Origin of the sequence: Halomonas sp. LBP4, assembly GCF_003202205.1 — a bacterium.
In the GTDB taxonomy this organism is placed as follows: Bacteria; Pseudomonadota; Gammaproteobacteria; order Pseudomonadales; family Halomonadaceae; genus Halomonas; species Halomonas flagellata.
Map to the genome: position 1 here is coordinate 76,824 of NZ_PDOG01000005.1, position 13,892 is coordinate 90,715.

Below are 13,892 nucleotides of genomic sequence, written 5' to 3' on the forward strand. Positions count from 1 at the left end.
TTCGTGCCGGGCTTTTTTGTGACTACCTCCTCGTCGTGCCCCTCAAGGGCATCTCGGGGCAGGGGTGGTTGCTTGCCTCGGGGATATGCTGAGCCCCATTCCAACGTCCTCCCTCGATGGGGTATCTGATGCGAGCACTACTCACCTCTGCACTACTGGCCGGAAGCGTGGTGGCAGGCCCGGTCATGGCGCAAACGAACTTCGAAGACTTCAACTTCTCCGACCTGGACATCCGCGGTGTTGTCGAGCTTCCGATCACGGGCATGAGTGCGGTCGACAACGGCGGACAGGTATTTTTCACCTCGAGCAATGGTCGCTTCGTGATTGTCGGTGAGATCTACGACCTCTGGAAAGGTGGCTCGCTGGATACCATGAGCCAGATCCAGGACGCCGCCACCCGAATCCATCTGGATGGTCTGCAGATCGACACCGCGAACCTCAATACGGTGTCGTTCGGCACCGGCGAGCGCACGGTGACCATATTTACCGACCCGCTCTGCGAGCATTGCCACGCACTGACCCAGGAAGCCAAGCAATACGCCGACGACTTCACCTTCGAACTCGTAGTTGTCCCGGCACTCGGTGACCGCTCTCACGAGCTGGCGAAGCAGCTGTACTGCGCAGAGGAGAAAGATGCTCAAGGCGTGGATGCGCTACTGAACGGCACCATCGACACCATGGCCACTGTCGCCGACTGCGACACCACTGGCTATGAACGCACCCTGATGACGGCAGAACTGCTGGGTGTCGACGGGGTTCCCTTCGTCATAGCCGACGATGGGCGGGTCAACCGTGGCCGCCCGTCGAATTTCGCGGATTGGCTCTATGCCGGGGAGGAGGGCTGATGGAAGTCGTCATCAACCAAGGTCGTCGCGACAAGCTGATCTCCAAGGAGATGCGTGCCGGGTCGCTGATCCCCGTCCTGGCTTACGATCCGACCAACCAGCTGTTCCTGAACGATGACCAGACGCTGGGGTTCGCTTTTCTGTGCGAACCGCTGACCTACGGCGATGAGAAGATCCAGGAGCGCGTCTCGGGCCTGCTGAACCAGCAGTTTCCGTCCGAGACAACGCTTCAGTTCATCATGTTCCGGTCGCCCGATGTAACCAACAAGCTCAACAACATGTTGACCCTGAGAGATGGTTTCAAGCATCCGTTGCTTAGCAAGGTGGTCGAGGAGCGTGCCGAGTTCCTGCGTAAGCACACCATGGAGAACCTGCACTCAGCATCCAACAAGGGGGTCTTCGACAACGGTCTGGTACAGGACCTCAAGCTGATCATCACCTGCAAGTGCCCGATTCGTAATCACAAGCCGGATAACGACGAGATCGATGAAATGGTGCACCTGCGCACCAAGATCGAGTCGGCGCTCAAGACCATTGGTACCAACCCTCAGCCCATGACGGCGAAAGGCTTCGTTCGGGTCATGGGCACCATGCTGAACTGGGGTCCGGGTGCGTCGTGGCGGTCTGGGCCGGATGGCTGGGATGAAGACAAGCCGCTGTGCGATCAGGTCTTCGACTACGGCACGGACATCACCGTGACGAAGGATAAGCTGACGCTCGGTGACTATCACGTCAAGGTGATGAGCGCAAAGAAGCTCCCGCCGATGTTCTACTTCGGCAATGCGCTGTCCTACGTGGGCGATATCTCAGGTGGCACCTCCTCGGTTCGTGAGAACTATATGGTGGTGACCAACGTCTTCTACCCGGTCCCTCAAAAGACCAAGGATAAGCTGGAGCAGAAGCGGAAGTTCACCATCAATCAGGCCTATGGCCCGCTGCTGAAGTTCGTCCCCATCCTGGCCGAGAAGAAGGGCAGTTTCGACATCCTCTATGACTCCATCAATGATGGAGCGACACCGCTGCAGATCAGCTACTCCGCCGTCATCTTTGCCCCGACGGAAAAGCGTGCACAGGCCGCAGCCACATCGCTGGCAGGCTACTGGCGGGAAAATCGGTTCTCGCTGCTGGAGGACAAGTTCGTCAACCTGCCGATGTTCATCAACTGCCTGCCGATGTGCACCGACCGGGCGGCAGTGCGAGACCTGAACCGCTACAAGACAATGACCAGCGAGCAGGCAACGGTCCTGCTGCCGATCTTTGGCGAGTGGAAGGGCACCGGCACCTTCCACGCCGGACTTCTGTCGCGCAACGGCCAGCTGATGTCGATGTCGCTTCATGACTCGAACACCAATAAGAACCTGGTGATAGCGGCCGAGTCCGGCTCGGGCAAATCATTCTGGGCCAACGAACTCCTGCTTTCCTATCTCTCTGAGGGAGCCCAGGTATGGGTGATCGATGCGGGCAAGTCCTACCAGAACCTCTGCTCGGTTCTGGATGGCGACTTCCTCCAATTCTCAGACGGTGCTGACATCTGCCTGAGTCCCTTCGAGTTGATCCAGAACTACGAGGACGAGGAAGACGCCCTGGTCTCCCTGGTCAGTGCCATGGCTTCGGCGAAAGGCCAGCTGGATGAGTTCCAGATCGCCTCATTGAAGCAGGTCATGTCCCAGCTCTGGCTCGAGCACGAGCAGAAGCTGAAGGTGGACCATATTGCGGAGCGTTGCCTCGAGTCGAGCGATCAGCGTGTACGCGATATCGGTGCCCAGCTCTTCGTGTTCACCACGAAGGGCAGCTACGGCAAGTATTTCGCCCACGACAACAACGTGAAGTTCAAGAACCAGTTCACTGTTCTCGAGCTGGACGAGCTTCAGGGTCGCAAGCATCTGCGCCAAGTGGTACTGCTGCAGCTGATCTACCAGATCCAGCAAGAGGTCTTCCTGGGCGAAAGGGACAAGAAGAAGATCGTGTTCATCGATGAGGCCTGGGACCTGCTCAAAGAGGGCGAGGTGTCGGTATTCATCGAGCACGCCTATCGCAAGTTCCGGAAGTATGGCGGCAGCATGATCATCGCCACCCAGAGTATCAATGACCTCTACGAGAATGCTGTAGGCCGCGCTATCGCCGAGAACTCGGCTTCCATGCATCTGCTCGGCCAGACCGAGGAAACCGTCGAGTCGGTACGCCGTAGCGGCCGCCTGACGCTGTCCGAGGGCGGGTTCAACATGCTGCGTTCCGTTCACACTGTGGCCGGCGTGTACTCGGAAATCTTCGTCAAATCCAAGAGTGGCATGGGCGTTGGCCGCCTGATCGTGGGTGAGTTCCAGAAGCTTCTCTATTCCACAGATCCCGTCGACGTCAACGATATTGCCCGGTATAGCCGGCAGGGTATGCCGGTCCCTGATGCCATCAACCAAGTGCTGCGTGATAGGGGGCTTGCCCATGACTGACACGATCAAAGCCACCGCCCAGCGTGGCCCCGGTGGGATGACGCTGTTCACCCTCTTCGCCCTTGCCGCGATCCTGGTCATGGGGTTCTTCCTCCATCAGCGCCTCAGTGACGTGGAGGCCACCAGTAGCGATGTACCGCCTCCGGCGCTGATCGTCGATTACGACCAGGTCTTCGCGAGCTTCCCGAGTGATGCGACGGACGAGGAGATGGAGGCCCTGATCATCAACCTGAACCAGAGAATCATCAGTCTCCAGGAGGCCGGCTACCTGGTGCTGTCCGCAGATGCGGTGCTTGGCGCACCGAACTCGCTGCGCGTTTCTCCCGAGTATCTCCTGAGCGAGGAGGGCGGTGATGAGTAAGCGCCAGCACCAGTCAACGCCACGCTTCGTCGCCAAGATGGGGGTCGTGGCTGCCCTCATCCTGACCACTGGGTACACCTTTGCCAGTCGCTACCACTTCGGCTTGGATACCCAGGAGGTGAAGTGCATTGGCGACTACAGCCTGTTTCTCGTGGATCGCCACGACCGGGACCTCCAGCCCGGGAACATCTACGCCTTTTCCGCCCAGGGCGTGGAGCCGTACTTCGAAGAAGGGACGCAGATGGTCAAGATCCTTCGAGGGGTTCCTGGAGACCACATTCGTGTCACCGAACAAGGAGATGTGTTCGTCAATGACAAGCTCATCGGTCAGGGCCTGATCCTAGCCGAGGAGGTGGGAGGTACCCCTGCCGACTTCGCTGGTGAGACGGTGCTCGACGAGGGCGCTTACTGGTTCATGGGTGAAACGCCATACAGCTTCGACTCCCGTTACTGGGGAACCGTCTCCGAGGAGCAGATCATTGGACAAGCACGCCCGATCATTTAAGCCGTCTCGCCTGGCTGCGGCCATGCTCCTGGCATGCACCTCGCTGTCCGTTGGTGCCGGCGAGCGAGGTGCCGCAAACCCGCTCACGGACGAAGATCTCGCCTGGGTCGAGCAGGGAGAGAAGGTCATCGAGCAGGCCCAGGACCGGATGGGCCAAGAGTCGCTGTTTCCTGACAACTACGAACGCGCTGAAGATGACGCGAAGCAGTTCTTCGCCGACCTGCGTCGCACCAACCCCACTCTGAAGGCCATGGATGCTCAGCAATCCCCGGAAGGGAAACGCTACGCTAACTACAGCACCCTGATCTTTGCCTCGTTCTCCCTCGAGCAGGAAGGGTTGGAGGACATTCTCGAACTGGCCTCTCTGGACGAGCAGATGGTCGTCGCGTTTCGAGGCATCCCCGATGACATGGAGATCGCTGAGGGGGTCCGTTTCCTTCAGGAACTGGCGCTGCAGTATGACCCCATACCCAACATCGTCCTCGATCCTACCCTGTTCCAGGACCATGACGTTTCAGTCGTCCCGACCATTGTAAGGCTCGAACAGCGCACCACCGTGGATGGTAATGACCGAGATGTCGTGGCACGTGTCACGGGCCTCTCAGACCCTGCATGGCTGGAACGTCAGATTGAACTGGGCGAGAGCGGCGACCTCGGAACGCGTGGGCCGGTAGCCGAGATTGGCGAGCGTGACCTGGTCGAGGTGATGAAAGAACGCGTCATGGCCATTGACTGGGACCGGAAGCGGGAACAGGCCCTTGAGCGATTCTGGACCAACCAGGAATTCGAATGGCTGCCGCCGGCCACACGCTCACGGACCCGTCGTCTTGACCCCAGGGTCCAGGTCCTTGAAGACATCATCGGACCCAACGGCGAGGTCATCGCCGAGCAGGGCCGGATCATAAACCCTCTCGACTCTGTTCCCTTCACCCAGGCCATTGTGGTGATGAACGCCACCGACCCTCGTGAAATGGAGCTGGTCCAGGAGGCGCTGCCCGACATTGCCAGTCAGCCTGGCGTGGCGCGGATGACCTTCATTGCCACCGAGCTTGACGCCGACGAGGGCTGGAACAGCTACACCGCGGTCTCCGACACCTTCGATGCTCCGATCTATCTGCTCACGCCGGACGTCAAGGAGCGCTTTGCCCTCGAGTACACGCCATCGGTGATCACCAGTGATGGTGAGGACTTTATCGTGCGGGAGCTCACCTGGGAGGACGTGTGATGACCAGCAGCCTGCTTGCACTGCAACCGATCGTCTGTGGGAAGACACGTTCGCACAGAGCATACGAAGCGCTGGCCCGCTTCCCCGGGCCAAACGGGCTGCGGGGTCCCTACGATGCGCTGAGGGATGGTCAGTGGGCCGCCTTGGATCGCGAGATGCTAAAGCATCTCCGTGATTGGACCCGCCTGGGCAACCGTCGAAATTCCCCTCTGTTCATCAATCTCTCCGCTGAGACTCTCGCGAACGACGATGATTTCGAGGCCTGGCTGGAAGACTTCGATGCCTTCCAGGCCGCAGACCAGACACCGGTGACTCTTGAGGTCAGTGAGTTTGTCGACGACGACCTGCTTGACCGGCGCTGGCCGAAGCTCGCCGCCCTCAGCCATGGCATTGCCCTCGATGACTTCGGTGCCCGCTTTGCCTCCTTGGACCGGCTCAAGGGTTACCCCTGGGCCATCTGTAAGTTCGAATGCGCGAGCCTCGACGCACCAGCGACCCAGGAAGCCATGACCTTCTGCCGACGCCGAGGCATTCAACAGGTGGTCGAGCGCATCGAGTCGTCCAATGATGCGGCCCGGGCCAGCGGCGTCGACCTGCACCAGGGGTACCACTACGGCCGCCCTCAGGCGGTCGCCATCGATTACAACGTACGCAAGGTGGGGGAGGCATGAAACGACTTCTCTGCGGGGCTCTCCTCGCGTTCGGCTGTGGCTTGGGCGCCAACAGCGCACTTGCCGCCGATCCCGGCTGCTCAAATTCCAACCTGATCGGCCCCAAGCTCGTGACCGACGTGTGCTGGAATTGCCTGTTCCCCATTCGGGTCGCCGGCGTGCCCCTGGGAGGCAGCAGCAACATGGTTCCCGAAGGTGCTGCGGATCGCCAGGTTTGCGCCTGCCAGGACAACAATGGCGTTCCCCACCCGGGCGTGGTCACCTCTTTCTGGGAGCCTGCTCGTCTGGTCGAGTTTCAGCGCGTGCCGGGTTGTTCCTCGGTGCTCAACGGCACCCAGTTCCCGATGGATCGCACGTTCCAGGGCATGCACGGCGGCACCGACTATGACGGTGGTGACGGTGCCTTCATGCACTATCACTACTACGCCTTTCCGCTGATGCTGATCATGGACATGTTCGTCTCCGGCAAGTGCAACGCGGACGGCTATACCGATCTGGACCTGATGTACCTCAGTGAGCTCGATCCTACCTGGAACAACTCCGAGCTAGCCTTCTTCACCAACCCTGAAGCCGCCGCCGTAGCTAACCCGATCGCCGCCGCTGCCTGCACCGCCGATGCCGTGTCATCTACTGCCGGACGCCCGCTGACCTCGATGTTCTGGTGCGCGGGCGCGTGGGGAGCCATCTACCCGATCTCGGGACACCAGACGGGGGGTGACGACGTGATGCGCACCAGCAGCCTGCTCAAGACCCGTGTCATGGCCGCCCTTCATCGCCGTGGCCTTGCGTGGCAGACCATGGGCACCTCGGCCATGTGCGGCGGTGGCCACATTCGTCCGACTCTGCCCAAGAGCCAGTACAAGTTCAGCCTGATCTACCCACTGCCGGAAACCGAGCGTGCTCATGTGATCGGCGAGTCCACGCTGCGCTGGGGGCTGGGCAGGACTATCCCGGGCATCGGCAACGACCCCATCTACACGATCTGGCGCTGGAATGACTGCTGCAACTGGTGAGGTGCGGATATGACGGAGCTATGGGTCGCCGCCGGGCTGCTCTTCGCCATCGTGGTGGGGGTGGCCTACTGGGGGTCGCGGTACCCCTACAAGGCTCAGAAGCGGCTGTTCTCCAATGCAGAGTGGCACTTCTATCAGAACCTGGATCGGGCGATCGGTGGCAGCTACCTGATCATGGCCAAGGTTCGCATCGCCGATGTGCTGACGGTACATGGGCGCAAGTCCCAGTCCAGGGGGTGGTGGCGAGCCTTCACGCGCATCAGCTCCAAGCATATCGACTTCATCATCTGTGATCGTGACAACGGCACCATCCTCTGCGGTATCGAACTGGACGACCGTTCTCACTTCCGCGGTGACCGCCGGCGCCGTGATCGCTTCGTCAACGGCGCCTTTGAGAAAGCCGGTTTGCCACTTCTCAGGTATCCCGTCCAGCGCCGTGGGTATGACATCCACGGCTTGAGGCGTTCTGTCCTTCAGGCCATCGCTGCGGCTCGCTCTCAAGGAGGTTTCGCATGACCCGCCACGGAAAGTTCTATCGTGCCATCGCCTGCGTGATGGTCATGCTGATGTTCTACATGCCCATGGCCGCTTTCGCGCAGTCTGTCGGCCCCCTGCCGAGTTCGGCGGACACCGCCAGGCATGCCAATGAGGGCCAGAGCTACGGCGAAACCATTGCACCAAGCGACATCGGCAGCTATGACAATGGCAAGGTAACGTTCCCGGGTGGGGGAGACGTCTCCCTCAACGAGCTGTTCCCGGACGCCCAGAGCGAGGAGGGAGGGAGCTCGAACTTCCCTCACGCCCAGCCGGAGGGAAACCTCAAGTCAGAAGCATCATCAGACCCGGGCCTGAATGCCATCGGGGGGACGGCGCTCTCGGGTATGCGATCGGAGGTCAGTCAGCCGGGCGGCCCAACCTCCATCCAGGGCATGGCCTATGAGGTCATCCACAAGGCGGGTGAGCAGTCGCGGCCGGATTTTTCCAACGACCCAATGCTCAACGCCAGCCGGGACACCTACGAGAACATCGACCTGGTGACCGAGGGGTTCTCGGACTGCAGCGTCGACGAGCAGATGAAGGAGTCATCATTCGAGGCACACGTCCCCGACTACAACCAGTGCATTCGCCGCAACAAGCCGGAAGGCGACTGCACCATCACCCACCATATCGAGATCGACACCGAGCCGACGGACCTGGTGTTCATCATCGACCGCTCAGCGTCCATGGACTCCGAGATCGCCGCATTGCGCGAAGGTGTGAGCAACTTCGCCACCCTTCTCAGCCAGGGGCGCAGCTCCAACCTGCGGGTCGGCGGCGTTGCCATGCGCAACGACAACCACCTGACCATGCACCGTAAACTGACTTACGACATCAATGCCTTCCAGAACTGGATAAATGGCGTGGTCACCGAGGGTGGGCAGACCAGCTCATGGAACGTGATCAACTGGACCGCTCAGAATTTCAACTGGCGCTCTGATCCTGAGGTTCACAAGGTCATCGTCATTATTGGTAACGACGATGACTGGGGGAGCTCGTCACCAGCGGTACAGAACCTGGTGGCCAAGGGCATCGACCTGTACGTCTTCCACAACAACTACACGAAGAGCTGGTACGGCACTCATGTCGATGACACCTTCGACAGCCGCACCTTCATGCGGCTCGCCCAGTTCTTCACCGTGGTCTACGACTACTGGGCACCGGACCAGTGCATCGACGATGCTATAGCGACTTTGGAAGAGTTCTGTGATGGCTCCTACTCCCAGTACCCGACGAACCCTCGGGACTGTGTCGACATCGATGGTTTCTATGTCTGCCCCGGTGACCCGATCTACAAGCAGCTGACGGCGCCACCGATCCCCGATGTTGACCGCCTGGCGGCTCGCGTCGACGTTACACCGCTCACCTGTGACTACGATCAGGGCACCGAGACGTGCTGGACCGATCAGTACGGTGATACCCAGTGCGTATCCAGTGGCGAAGCGATCGAGGAGTGCGCTCAGTACGAGAACGACCCCCAATGCGGCTTCGTGAAATCCGAGTGCGTCGATGGGGCAGAAGGGTCGAAGGGGACCTGTTACGTCCACGACGAGACCTGGGACTGCGGTGAGAGCTACGAAATTCCCACCCTAGAGAAGGAAGGCGAGTATACCTGCGCCGGCCCGATCCGCTGCATGGGTAGCGAGTGCTTCGACTTCCAGCCTGAGCAGAGCCAGGACTTCGCCCGGGCCACTGCGATGATGAATGCCGCACAGCATATGATCTCGGACATGACCTGCGAGGAGGGTCAAACCGGACAGGCCTGTACGATTTTTAAAGGTGATCCGGAGGAATGCAAAAAAGCTGTCAGCGGAACGGTAGACTGCTGTGAGAAACCGCAGGGTGTCTCATTAAAAGATTACCTAACACTCATTATGATGACACCCAAAATCGACTCCGCCATTATGGGTCTTGAACAGACCGATAAATTTTCAAGTATTGCTGGGGCTTATAATCATCTTCGGCAACCTGTGACTGATAGCTGGTCAACTATCACATCTCCCTTTACCTCTCGTCTTGAAAGCGCCACCGGGGCTTTCGACACACTCAAAGGTACAGTGCAAGATGCCATACTGGATGCTGTTCAGCCTTTGAAGGATAAATTGGCTGAGATGACGGCTGAGACGATTATGGGAGCAGCAGAGGATATCGCAATGGATGAGGCCGCATCGGCTGCAGCCAGCGAGGGTGCAGAGTCGTTTTCTCAGCAGCTTCTTGGCGAGGCTGGGGCGGCTATGCTTGGGAATATTATGTTGGCCTACCAGATATATGTTGTCTCAATGCTAGTTATCCAGCTTATATGGAAATGTGAAGAGGAAGAGTTTGAGTTAAACGCTAAGCGTGAACTCAAGTCCGCCCACTATATTGGTTCTTATTGTAAGACTAAGGTCTTGGGTTATTGTGTTGAAAAGCGTGAATCCTATTGTTCATACAACTCACCTCTGTCCCGTATTATGCAAGAGCAAGTTAGGAAGCAGCTCGACATGAGCTGGGGAACACCAGAAAATCCAGAATGCGGTGGAATTCCAGTTGCGCAGTTGGATCAGGTAGATTGGGATCTGGTGAACTTGGATGAATGGCTGGGGATTCTTCAGTCGCAGGGACTTTACAAAGGGGCTCAGGATTTTGATTTGAGCTCGATTACAGGGGCAGGTTCGCATTTGGATATCGATGGAAATCGAAATGATGCTATCGAGAGGACGCTGGGTCGCTTTGAAGATACGGATATCGATGCCTTTCGAGCGAACAGCCGGGATGAAATGCGACTGAAATAATATGGGAATGGCCGGACGAGATCCGGCCGAATCTTTGGTTAGATTGTCTTGATAAACAGCTGAGGTTCACCTCTTTCAAGGATCATGGGCGGTTGATTCTCTGTCGGTGACAGATAAATGTAGAACCATGACGGCATGTTGGCGGAAATCTTTGCCGCTACAGCGATAGAGGATATATCTGCCGACTCTTGAGCCTTGAAAACATATCGCATGGAACTGTTATGGTTAGTCGCTGGATATGAGAAGGATTCAACATCTAATCCCACAGCCTGCGGTGTTGGCTTAGCCTGATTTCTCGACGGGGGGACAAGAAGTGACACTATGCACAGCTGCTCCACTGTTGCTGCCGATTCGTATGAGTAGCAGCCGCGTTGCTCATTGACTAAAGCTAGTGTCGTGCCAGTACGGTTTGCAATTGCGTCGTGTTTGATGGTCTTGTCGGTGTAGTCTACGGAGAAGCCGAGATCCGCGGCGGACTGCTGTACTGCTTCGAAAAACCGAGTGTGCAGAATATCGTTGGCTTCATCACGATTGTTCGCTTCCGTCACCGGGACGAAGGCAAAAGCGCTATCACGTTCCATGTGCCCCGGTGCTGCAAACAGGGCGCCAGCAAGCCCTAGGCCCAGCGAGGTCCCGCCGGAGAGCCCCAGGCCCGCAGAGCTGTTGAACAGGGCCGCGTCGCTGAAGGCGTTGGTGATGTTGGTCATCGCCGAGCTGTATTCCTCGTCGCCCAGTGCGGTATCACGTGCCTTGTACAGTCCACCCGCCTGAGCCAGGTTGTAGGCGCGGCTGTTGTCCTCGCTGTACCTCGTGGTCGTGGCGGTGGTGGCACAGCCGGCTATGGTGGTCGCCAGCAGGGCAATCCCGGTCAGCTTGGTGAGAGTCTTCATCGTCTCGTCCCCTTGTTTTTGCCCCCGGCGGGGCGTGTTGGTGTGTTCTTCTGGTTCCATTCTACCGATCGACGCGATTACGCAAGCCTTCGATATGGGAGGAAAATCAGGCCCAAAAAAGCCCCTTCGACCGCGGTGGGCGAGGGGCTATGAATCGTCGTGACGGGCTATCAGGTGCTCGACGCCACTTCGGCCGTGGCCTTGGTGGCATCGTCAGCCTTCTCCTCGGTCTTGCCGGTCTTGGTGTCCGGGGCCTTCTTGGCGCCAGCGGCGGGCTTATCCGCTTCCTTGGCATCATCCTCGTCGTCGATGTCGCCATCCACCTCGCTGTCATGTCGATACGGCGCGGCGGCGTCCACCTCCTCGTGCTTGCCCTGGTTGTGGGCGGCCACGCGGGCACGCTTCTCGACCCCGATGATGCGGGAGGCCAGGCGGTTGAGCAGCTGCTGCCACTCGAGGCCGGCCTGGGTGCGCTGCTTGCTGGTCAGCAGGCCGTGCAGCCACAGGCTGTCGATCTTGGCCATCAGGCTGTCGAGCTTGCGTACGAGCCGCAGGAACTGGGCCACCTGGGGGGAGGTGATCTCGACGTCGAGGCTGATCGGGTTGGTGTAGCTCGGCACGTCCTGGATCTCATGCTGCGTGAACAGCACGTCCATCTGCTGGATCTTCTCCTCCAGCTGCTCGTCAGCCTTGGCGATGTGGCCCTGGACGATCTGGGACACTTCGTCGACCTGCTCGCGGACGCCGATGATCTGCAGGATCACGTCCAGAGAGAACAGGCTGTAGCTGACCCGAGTCAGGGAGCGCTCGACCACGCGCTGTGCCTGCAGGGTGTAGACGGTGAGGTTCTGCTTGAAGACCGGGCGCGAGTAGACCGGCTTCGGCTCGGACTTCTGGGACTTCCCCCGGGCGGGGGCAGTGGTTTGTGCAGCGGCTTGAGCGCTGGGGCTCTGAGCGACGGCGGTGTCAGTCATGGCGAATCCATCCATTGTGACAGGTTTTTGGTAAACGCCTTGCCACCATACCCCCGTGTCAACCATCGCCCCCTGTCGGGAAACGCCCTTTAAGGGCACGACGAGAGGGGTGTCACCCCCTGGATGATGGTTTATATTGGGGGTGTTAAGTCGCTCTGCGGCTTGCACCTGAAGGTAGCGCTGGCCTTCCCAAACAATCAGCAATTTTCCCCGCCACACCCTGTGGCACCTCTCGCTCCGGCGAGATCCCTGCGATGTCACCCTCGTGGTGTCGTCGTGTACCGAGAAGTGGTGCGTCTCACGCCCACCTCCCGGCGGCCCGTTGTTCAGGTCGTTACCCCCCCGTGGTTCGCTCAGCACCCCTCAGCCATCTGGTTGTGGCGCTGTTGTGTCCGGTACCTGCTCGTTCTCGCTTCGGTGAGTTCGTTCCGGTGCACCCTTGCCAGACCCTCGGACTCGTCTGAGGTCATTACCTACCCACTAGGGAGGCCCACTCCCTACATGGGGGTGCCCTCCGCCTATTGATGAGGAATCTCTCATGAGCAACGTTGAAGCATTCACCCTGCAAATCCTGATCGGTGGTCTGATTCTGTGTGCAGCCATCCTGTGGCTCACCGTCAAGCTGCTGGTCAAGACGGCACGACAGGCCATCCCTGTCATTGCCAAGGGCATTGCTAAGTCGACCCCGGCCGTTTACGCCGGTGTCTCCAAGGGCGTCTTCACCGCAGCCTCTGCGGCGCGTCGCTCCGGTGTTCACCACACGGTAGCCAATGCTGCCAATGTGGCGTCTCTGCGCTGTGTCGCTTCGCTGCAGGCCCTGGCCTGTCAGAGGAAGCAGCAGCCTGAGGAAGCAGCAGCACCTGTCGATCTCGGCAGCTGCTGGGACCAGTACGAAGCTCCCGCCTACCAGCGGAAGGGTGTCGTGCTGTCCTTCTGATGCTTGACTGACCCACGCCGGGACACTTCTCCCGGCAGGGGGCGGTGTCCTCTCAACCAGGAGATCGCTCCCATGGATCTACTGCCGACGTTGTTGTTCGGTATCAGCATCGCATCCCTGTCTGGCGCTGCCTTCAGCTACGCCTGGGCAACCGCGGACTGACCTTTGGCCTCTGGCCGTTTTCAACCCTCACGGGGAGCACTTCCCGTGATGGGGAGTGCTCCCTGCCTTGCTTGGAGCACTTCCCATGGAACGCTTGACTCGTATCTACGTAGAGATGGACATCCTTGCCTGGCTGGCCATGAACAGCATCCTGATGCTGCTGGTGGGTTCAGCCCTGGTATGGGTGGCACGCCTCGCGGCTCGGAAAATCTCCTATGCCCTCTGGGAGCGTCGCATTCGTCGCATCCAGAACGGTCGCCGTGAGGAGAGTCTGCGCAGATCATGATGTGGTGGACACGGAGGGGGCATCGCCCCCTCTGCTGTTCCCTTGCGACACCGGCCCAAGCGGGCCCGATGGTCGTATGCCCAAGCGGTGTTGTCCCGTCATAACAGCACCACTCGGACATCCGATTCTCGTGATGCTTCGGCATCGCAGAAGGAGGTAGCGCTGGCCTCCCGAAACAAGCAGCAACTTTCGTCTGACCTTACCTGCCCTTGCCGGGAGCCCACTCCCGCAAGGGGATGGGTGTCTCTCGGCTCAAGGCCAACTT

General features: G+C 59.3%; 13 protein-coding genes. 11 read left to right on the forward strand and 2 right to left on the reverse strand.

The window, feature by feature from the left end:
* Nucleotides 1-128: 128 nt before the first annotated feature.
* The 9 genes from CR157_RS16715 to traN are packed head-to-tail and all read left to right on the forward strand — an operon-like array spanning nt 129 to nt 10,378.
* Nucleotides 129-845, forward strand: a complete 717-nt coding sequence (locus CR157_RS16715; protein WP_181422092.1) for a DsbC family protein — start codon at nt 129-131, stop codon at nt 843-845.
* Nucleotides 845-3,292 carry a type IV secretion system protein TraC gene (gene traC / locus CR157_RS16720; protein WP_110284676.1) on the forward strand — a complete coding sequence of 816 codons (2,448 nt, stop codon included), beginning with the start codon at nt 845-847 and terminating at the stop codon, nt 3,290-3,292. The genes CR157_RS16715 and traC overlap by 1 nt, the downstream gene beginning before the upstream one ends.
* Nucleotides 3,285-3,653, forward strand: a complete 369-nt coding sequence (locus CR157_RS16725) for a hypothetical protein (protein WP_146218710.1) — start codon at nt 3,285-3,287, stop codon at nt 3,651-3,653. The genes traC and CR157_RS16725 overlap by 8 nt, the downstream gene beginning before the upstream one ends.
* On the forward strand, nt 3,646-4,158 hold the full coding sequence (locus CR157_RS16730) for a S26 family signal peptidase (RefSeq protein ID WP_110284678.1): 513 nt from the start codon (nt 3,646-3,648) through the stop codon (nt 4,156-4,158). Before CR157_RS16725 ends, CR157_RS16730 begins: the two co-directional genes overlap by 8 nt.
* Nucleotides 4,133-5,383: a TrbC family F-type conjugative pilus assembly protein gene (locus tag CR157_RS16735; protein ID WP_181422093.1), complete on the forward strand. Its 1,251-nt coding sequence runs from the start codon at nt 4,133-4,135 to the stop codon at nt 5,381-5,383. Before CR157_RS16730 ends, CR157_RS16735 begins: the two co-directional genes overlap by 26 nt.
* Complete coding sequence (locus tag CR157_RS16740) at nt 5,383-6,054, forward strand: EAL domain-containing protein (RefSeq protein ID WP_110284679.1); 672 nt, start codon at nt 5,383-5,385, stop codon at nt 6,052-6,054. The genes CR157_RS16735 and CR157_RS16740 overlap by 1 nt, the downstream gene beginning before the upstream one ends.
* The gene (locus tag CR157_RS16745; protein WP_110284680.1) at nt 6,051-7,067 is read left to right on the forward strand and encodes a TraU family protein; all 1,017 of its coding nucleotides are present in this window, start codon (nt 6,051-6,053) and stop codon (nt 7,065-7,067) included. The genes CR157_RS16740 and CR157_RS16745 overlap by 4 nt, the downstream gene beginning before the upstream one ends.
* A 9-nt stretch (nt 7,068-7,076) precedes the next feature.
* A complete protein-coding gene (locus CR157_RS16750; RefSeq protein ID WP_110284681.1) occupies nt 7,077-7,583 on the forward strand; it encodes a DUF2726 domain-containing protein in 507 nt (168 codons plus the stop codon).
* On the forward strand, nt 7,580-10,378 hold the full coding sequence (traN, locus tag CR157_RS16755; RefSeq protein WP_110284682.1) for a conjugal transfer mating pair stabilization protein TraN: 2,799 nt from the start codon (nt 7,580-7,582) through the stop codon (nt 10,376-10,378). Before CR157_RS16750 ends, traN begins: the two co-directional genes overlap by 4 nt.
* Before the next feature lie 38 nt (nt 10,379-10,416).
* Here the strand turns inward: traN and CR157_RS16760 are convergent, their stop codons facing one another.
* Nucleotides 10,417-11,268 carry a hypothetical protein gene (locus tag CR157_RS16760; protein WP_110284683.1) on the reverse strand — a complete coding sequence of 284 codons (852 nt, stop codon included), beginning with the start codon at nt 11,266-11,268 and terminating at the stop codon, nt 10,417-10,419.
* A 170-nt stretch (nt 11,269-11,438) separates the two neighbouring features.
* Nucleotides 11,439-12,242, reverse strand: a complete 804-nt coding sequence (locus CR157_RS16765) for an AcaB family transcriptional regulator (RefSeq protein WP_110284684.1) — start codon at nt 12,240-12,242, stop codon at nt 11,439-11,441.
* A 538-nt stretch (nt 12,243-12,780) separates the two neighbouring features.
* Here CR157_RS16765 and CR157_RS16770 point away from each other — a divergent pair.
* Nucleotides 12,781-13,179: a hypothetical protein gene (locus CR157_RS16770; protein WP_110284685.1), complete on the forward strand. Its 399-nt coding sequence runs from the start codon at nt 12,781-12,783 to the stop codon at nt 13,177-13,179.
* Between the two features lie 247 nt (nt 13,180-13,426).
* Nucleotides 13,427-13,627 carry a hypothetical protein gene (locus tag CR157_RS16775; RefSeq protein ID WP_110284686.1) on the forward strand — a complete coding sequence of 67 codons (201 nt, stop codon included), beginning with the start codon at nt 13,427-13,429 and terminating at the stop codon, nt 13,625-13,627.
* Nucleotides 13,628-13,892 lie beyond the last annotated feature (265 nt).

Excerpts from the sequence above, each read along its gene's own strand:
- CR157_RS16715 (WP_181422092.1), top strand. The coding sequence starts at position 129 with ATGCGAGCACTACTCACCTCTGCACTACTGGCCGGAAGCGTGGTGGCA.
- traC (WP_110284676.1), top strand. The coding sequence starts at position 845 with ATGGAAGTCGTCATCAACCAAGGTCGTCGCGACAAGCTGATCTCCAAG.
- CR157_RS16725 (WP_146218710.1), top strand. The coding sequence starts at position 3,285 with ATGACTGACACGATCAAAGCCACCGCCCAGCGTGGCCCCGGTGGGATG.
- CR157_RS16730 (WP_110284678.1), top strand. The coding sequence starts at position 3,646 with ATGAGTAAGCGCCAGCACCAGTCAACGCCACGCTTCGTCGCCAAGATG.
- CR157_RS16740 (WP_110284679.1), top strand. The coding sequence starts at position 5,383 with ATGACCAGCAGCCTGCTTGCACTGCAACCGATCGTCTGTGGGAAGACA.
- CR157_RS16745 (WP_110284680.1), top strand. The coding sequence starts at position 6,051 with ATGAAACGACTTCTCTGCGGGGCTCTCCTCGCGTTCGGCTGTGGCTTG.
- CR157_RS16750 (WP_110284681.1), top strand. The coding sequence starts at position 7,077 with ATGACGGAGCTATGGGTCGCCGCCGGGCTGCTCTTCGCCATCGTGGTG.
- traN (WP_110284682.1), top strand. The coding sequence starts at position 7,580 with ATGACCCGCCACGGAAAGTTCTATCGTGCCATCGCCTGCGTGATGGTC.
- CR157_RS16760 (WP_110284683.1), bottom strand. The coding sequence starts at position 11,268 with ATGAAGACTCTCACCAAGCTGACCGGGATTGCCCTGCTGGCGACCACC.
- CR157_RS16765 (WP_110284684.1), bottom strand. The coding sequence starts at position 12,242 with ATGACTGACACCGCCGTCGCTCAGAGCCCCAGCGCTCAAGCCGCTGCA.
- CR157_RS16770 (WP_110284685.1), top strand. The coding sequence starts at position 12,781 with ATGAGCAACGTTGAAGCATTCACCCTGCAAATCCTGATCGGTGGTCTG.
- CR157_RS16775 (WP_110284686.1), top strand. The coding sequence starts at position 13,427 with ATGGAACGCTTGACTCGTATCTACGTAGAGATGGACATCCTTGCCTGG.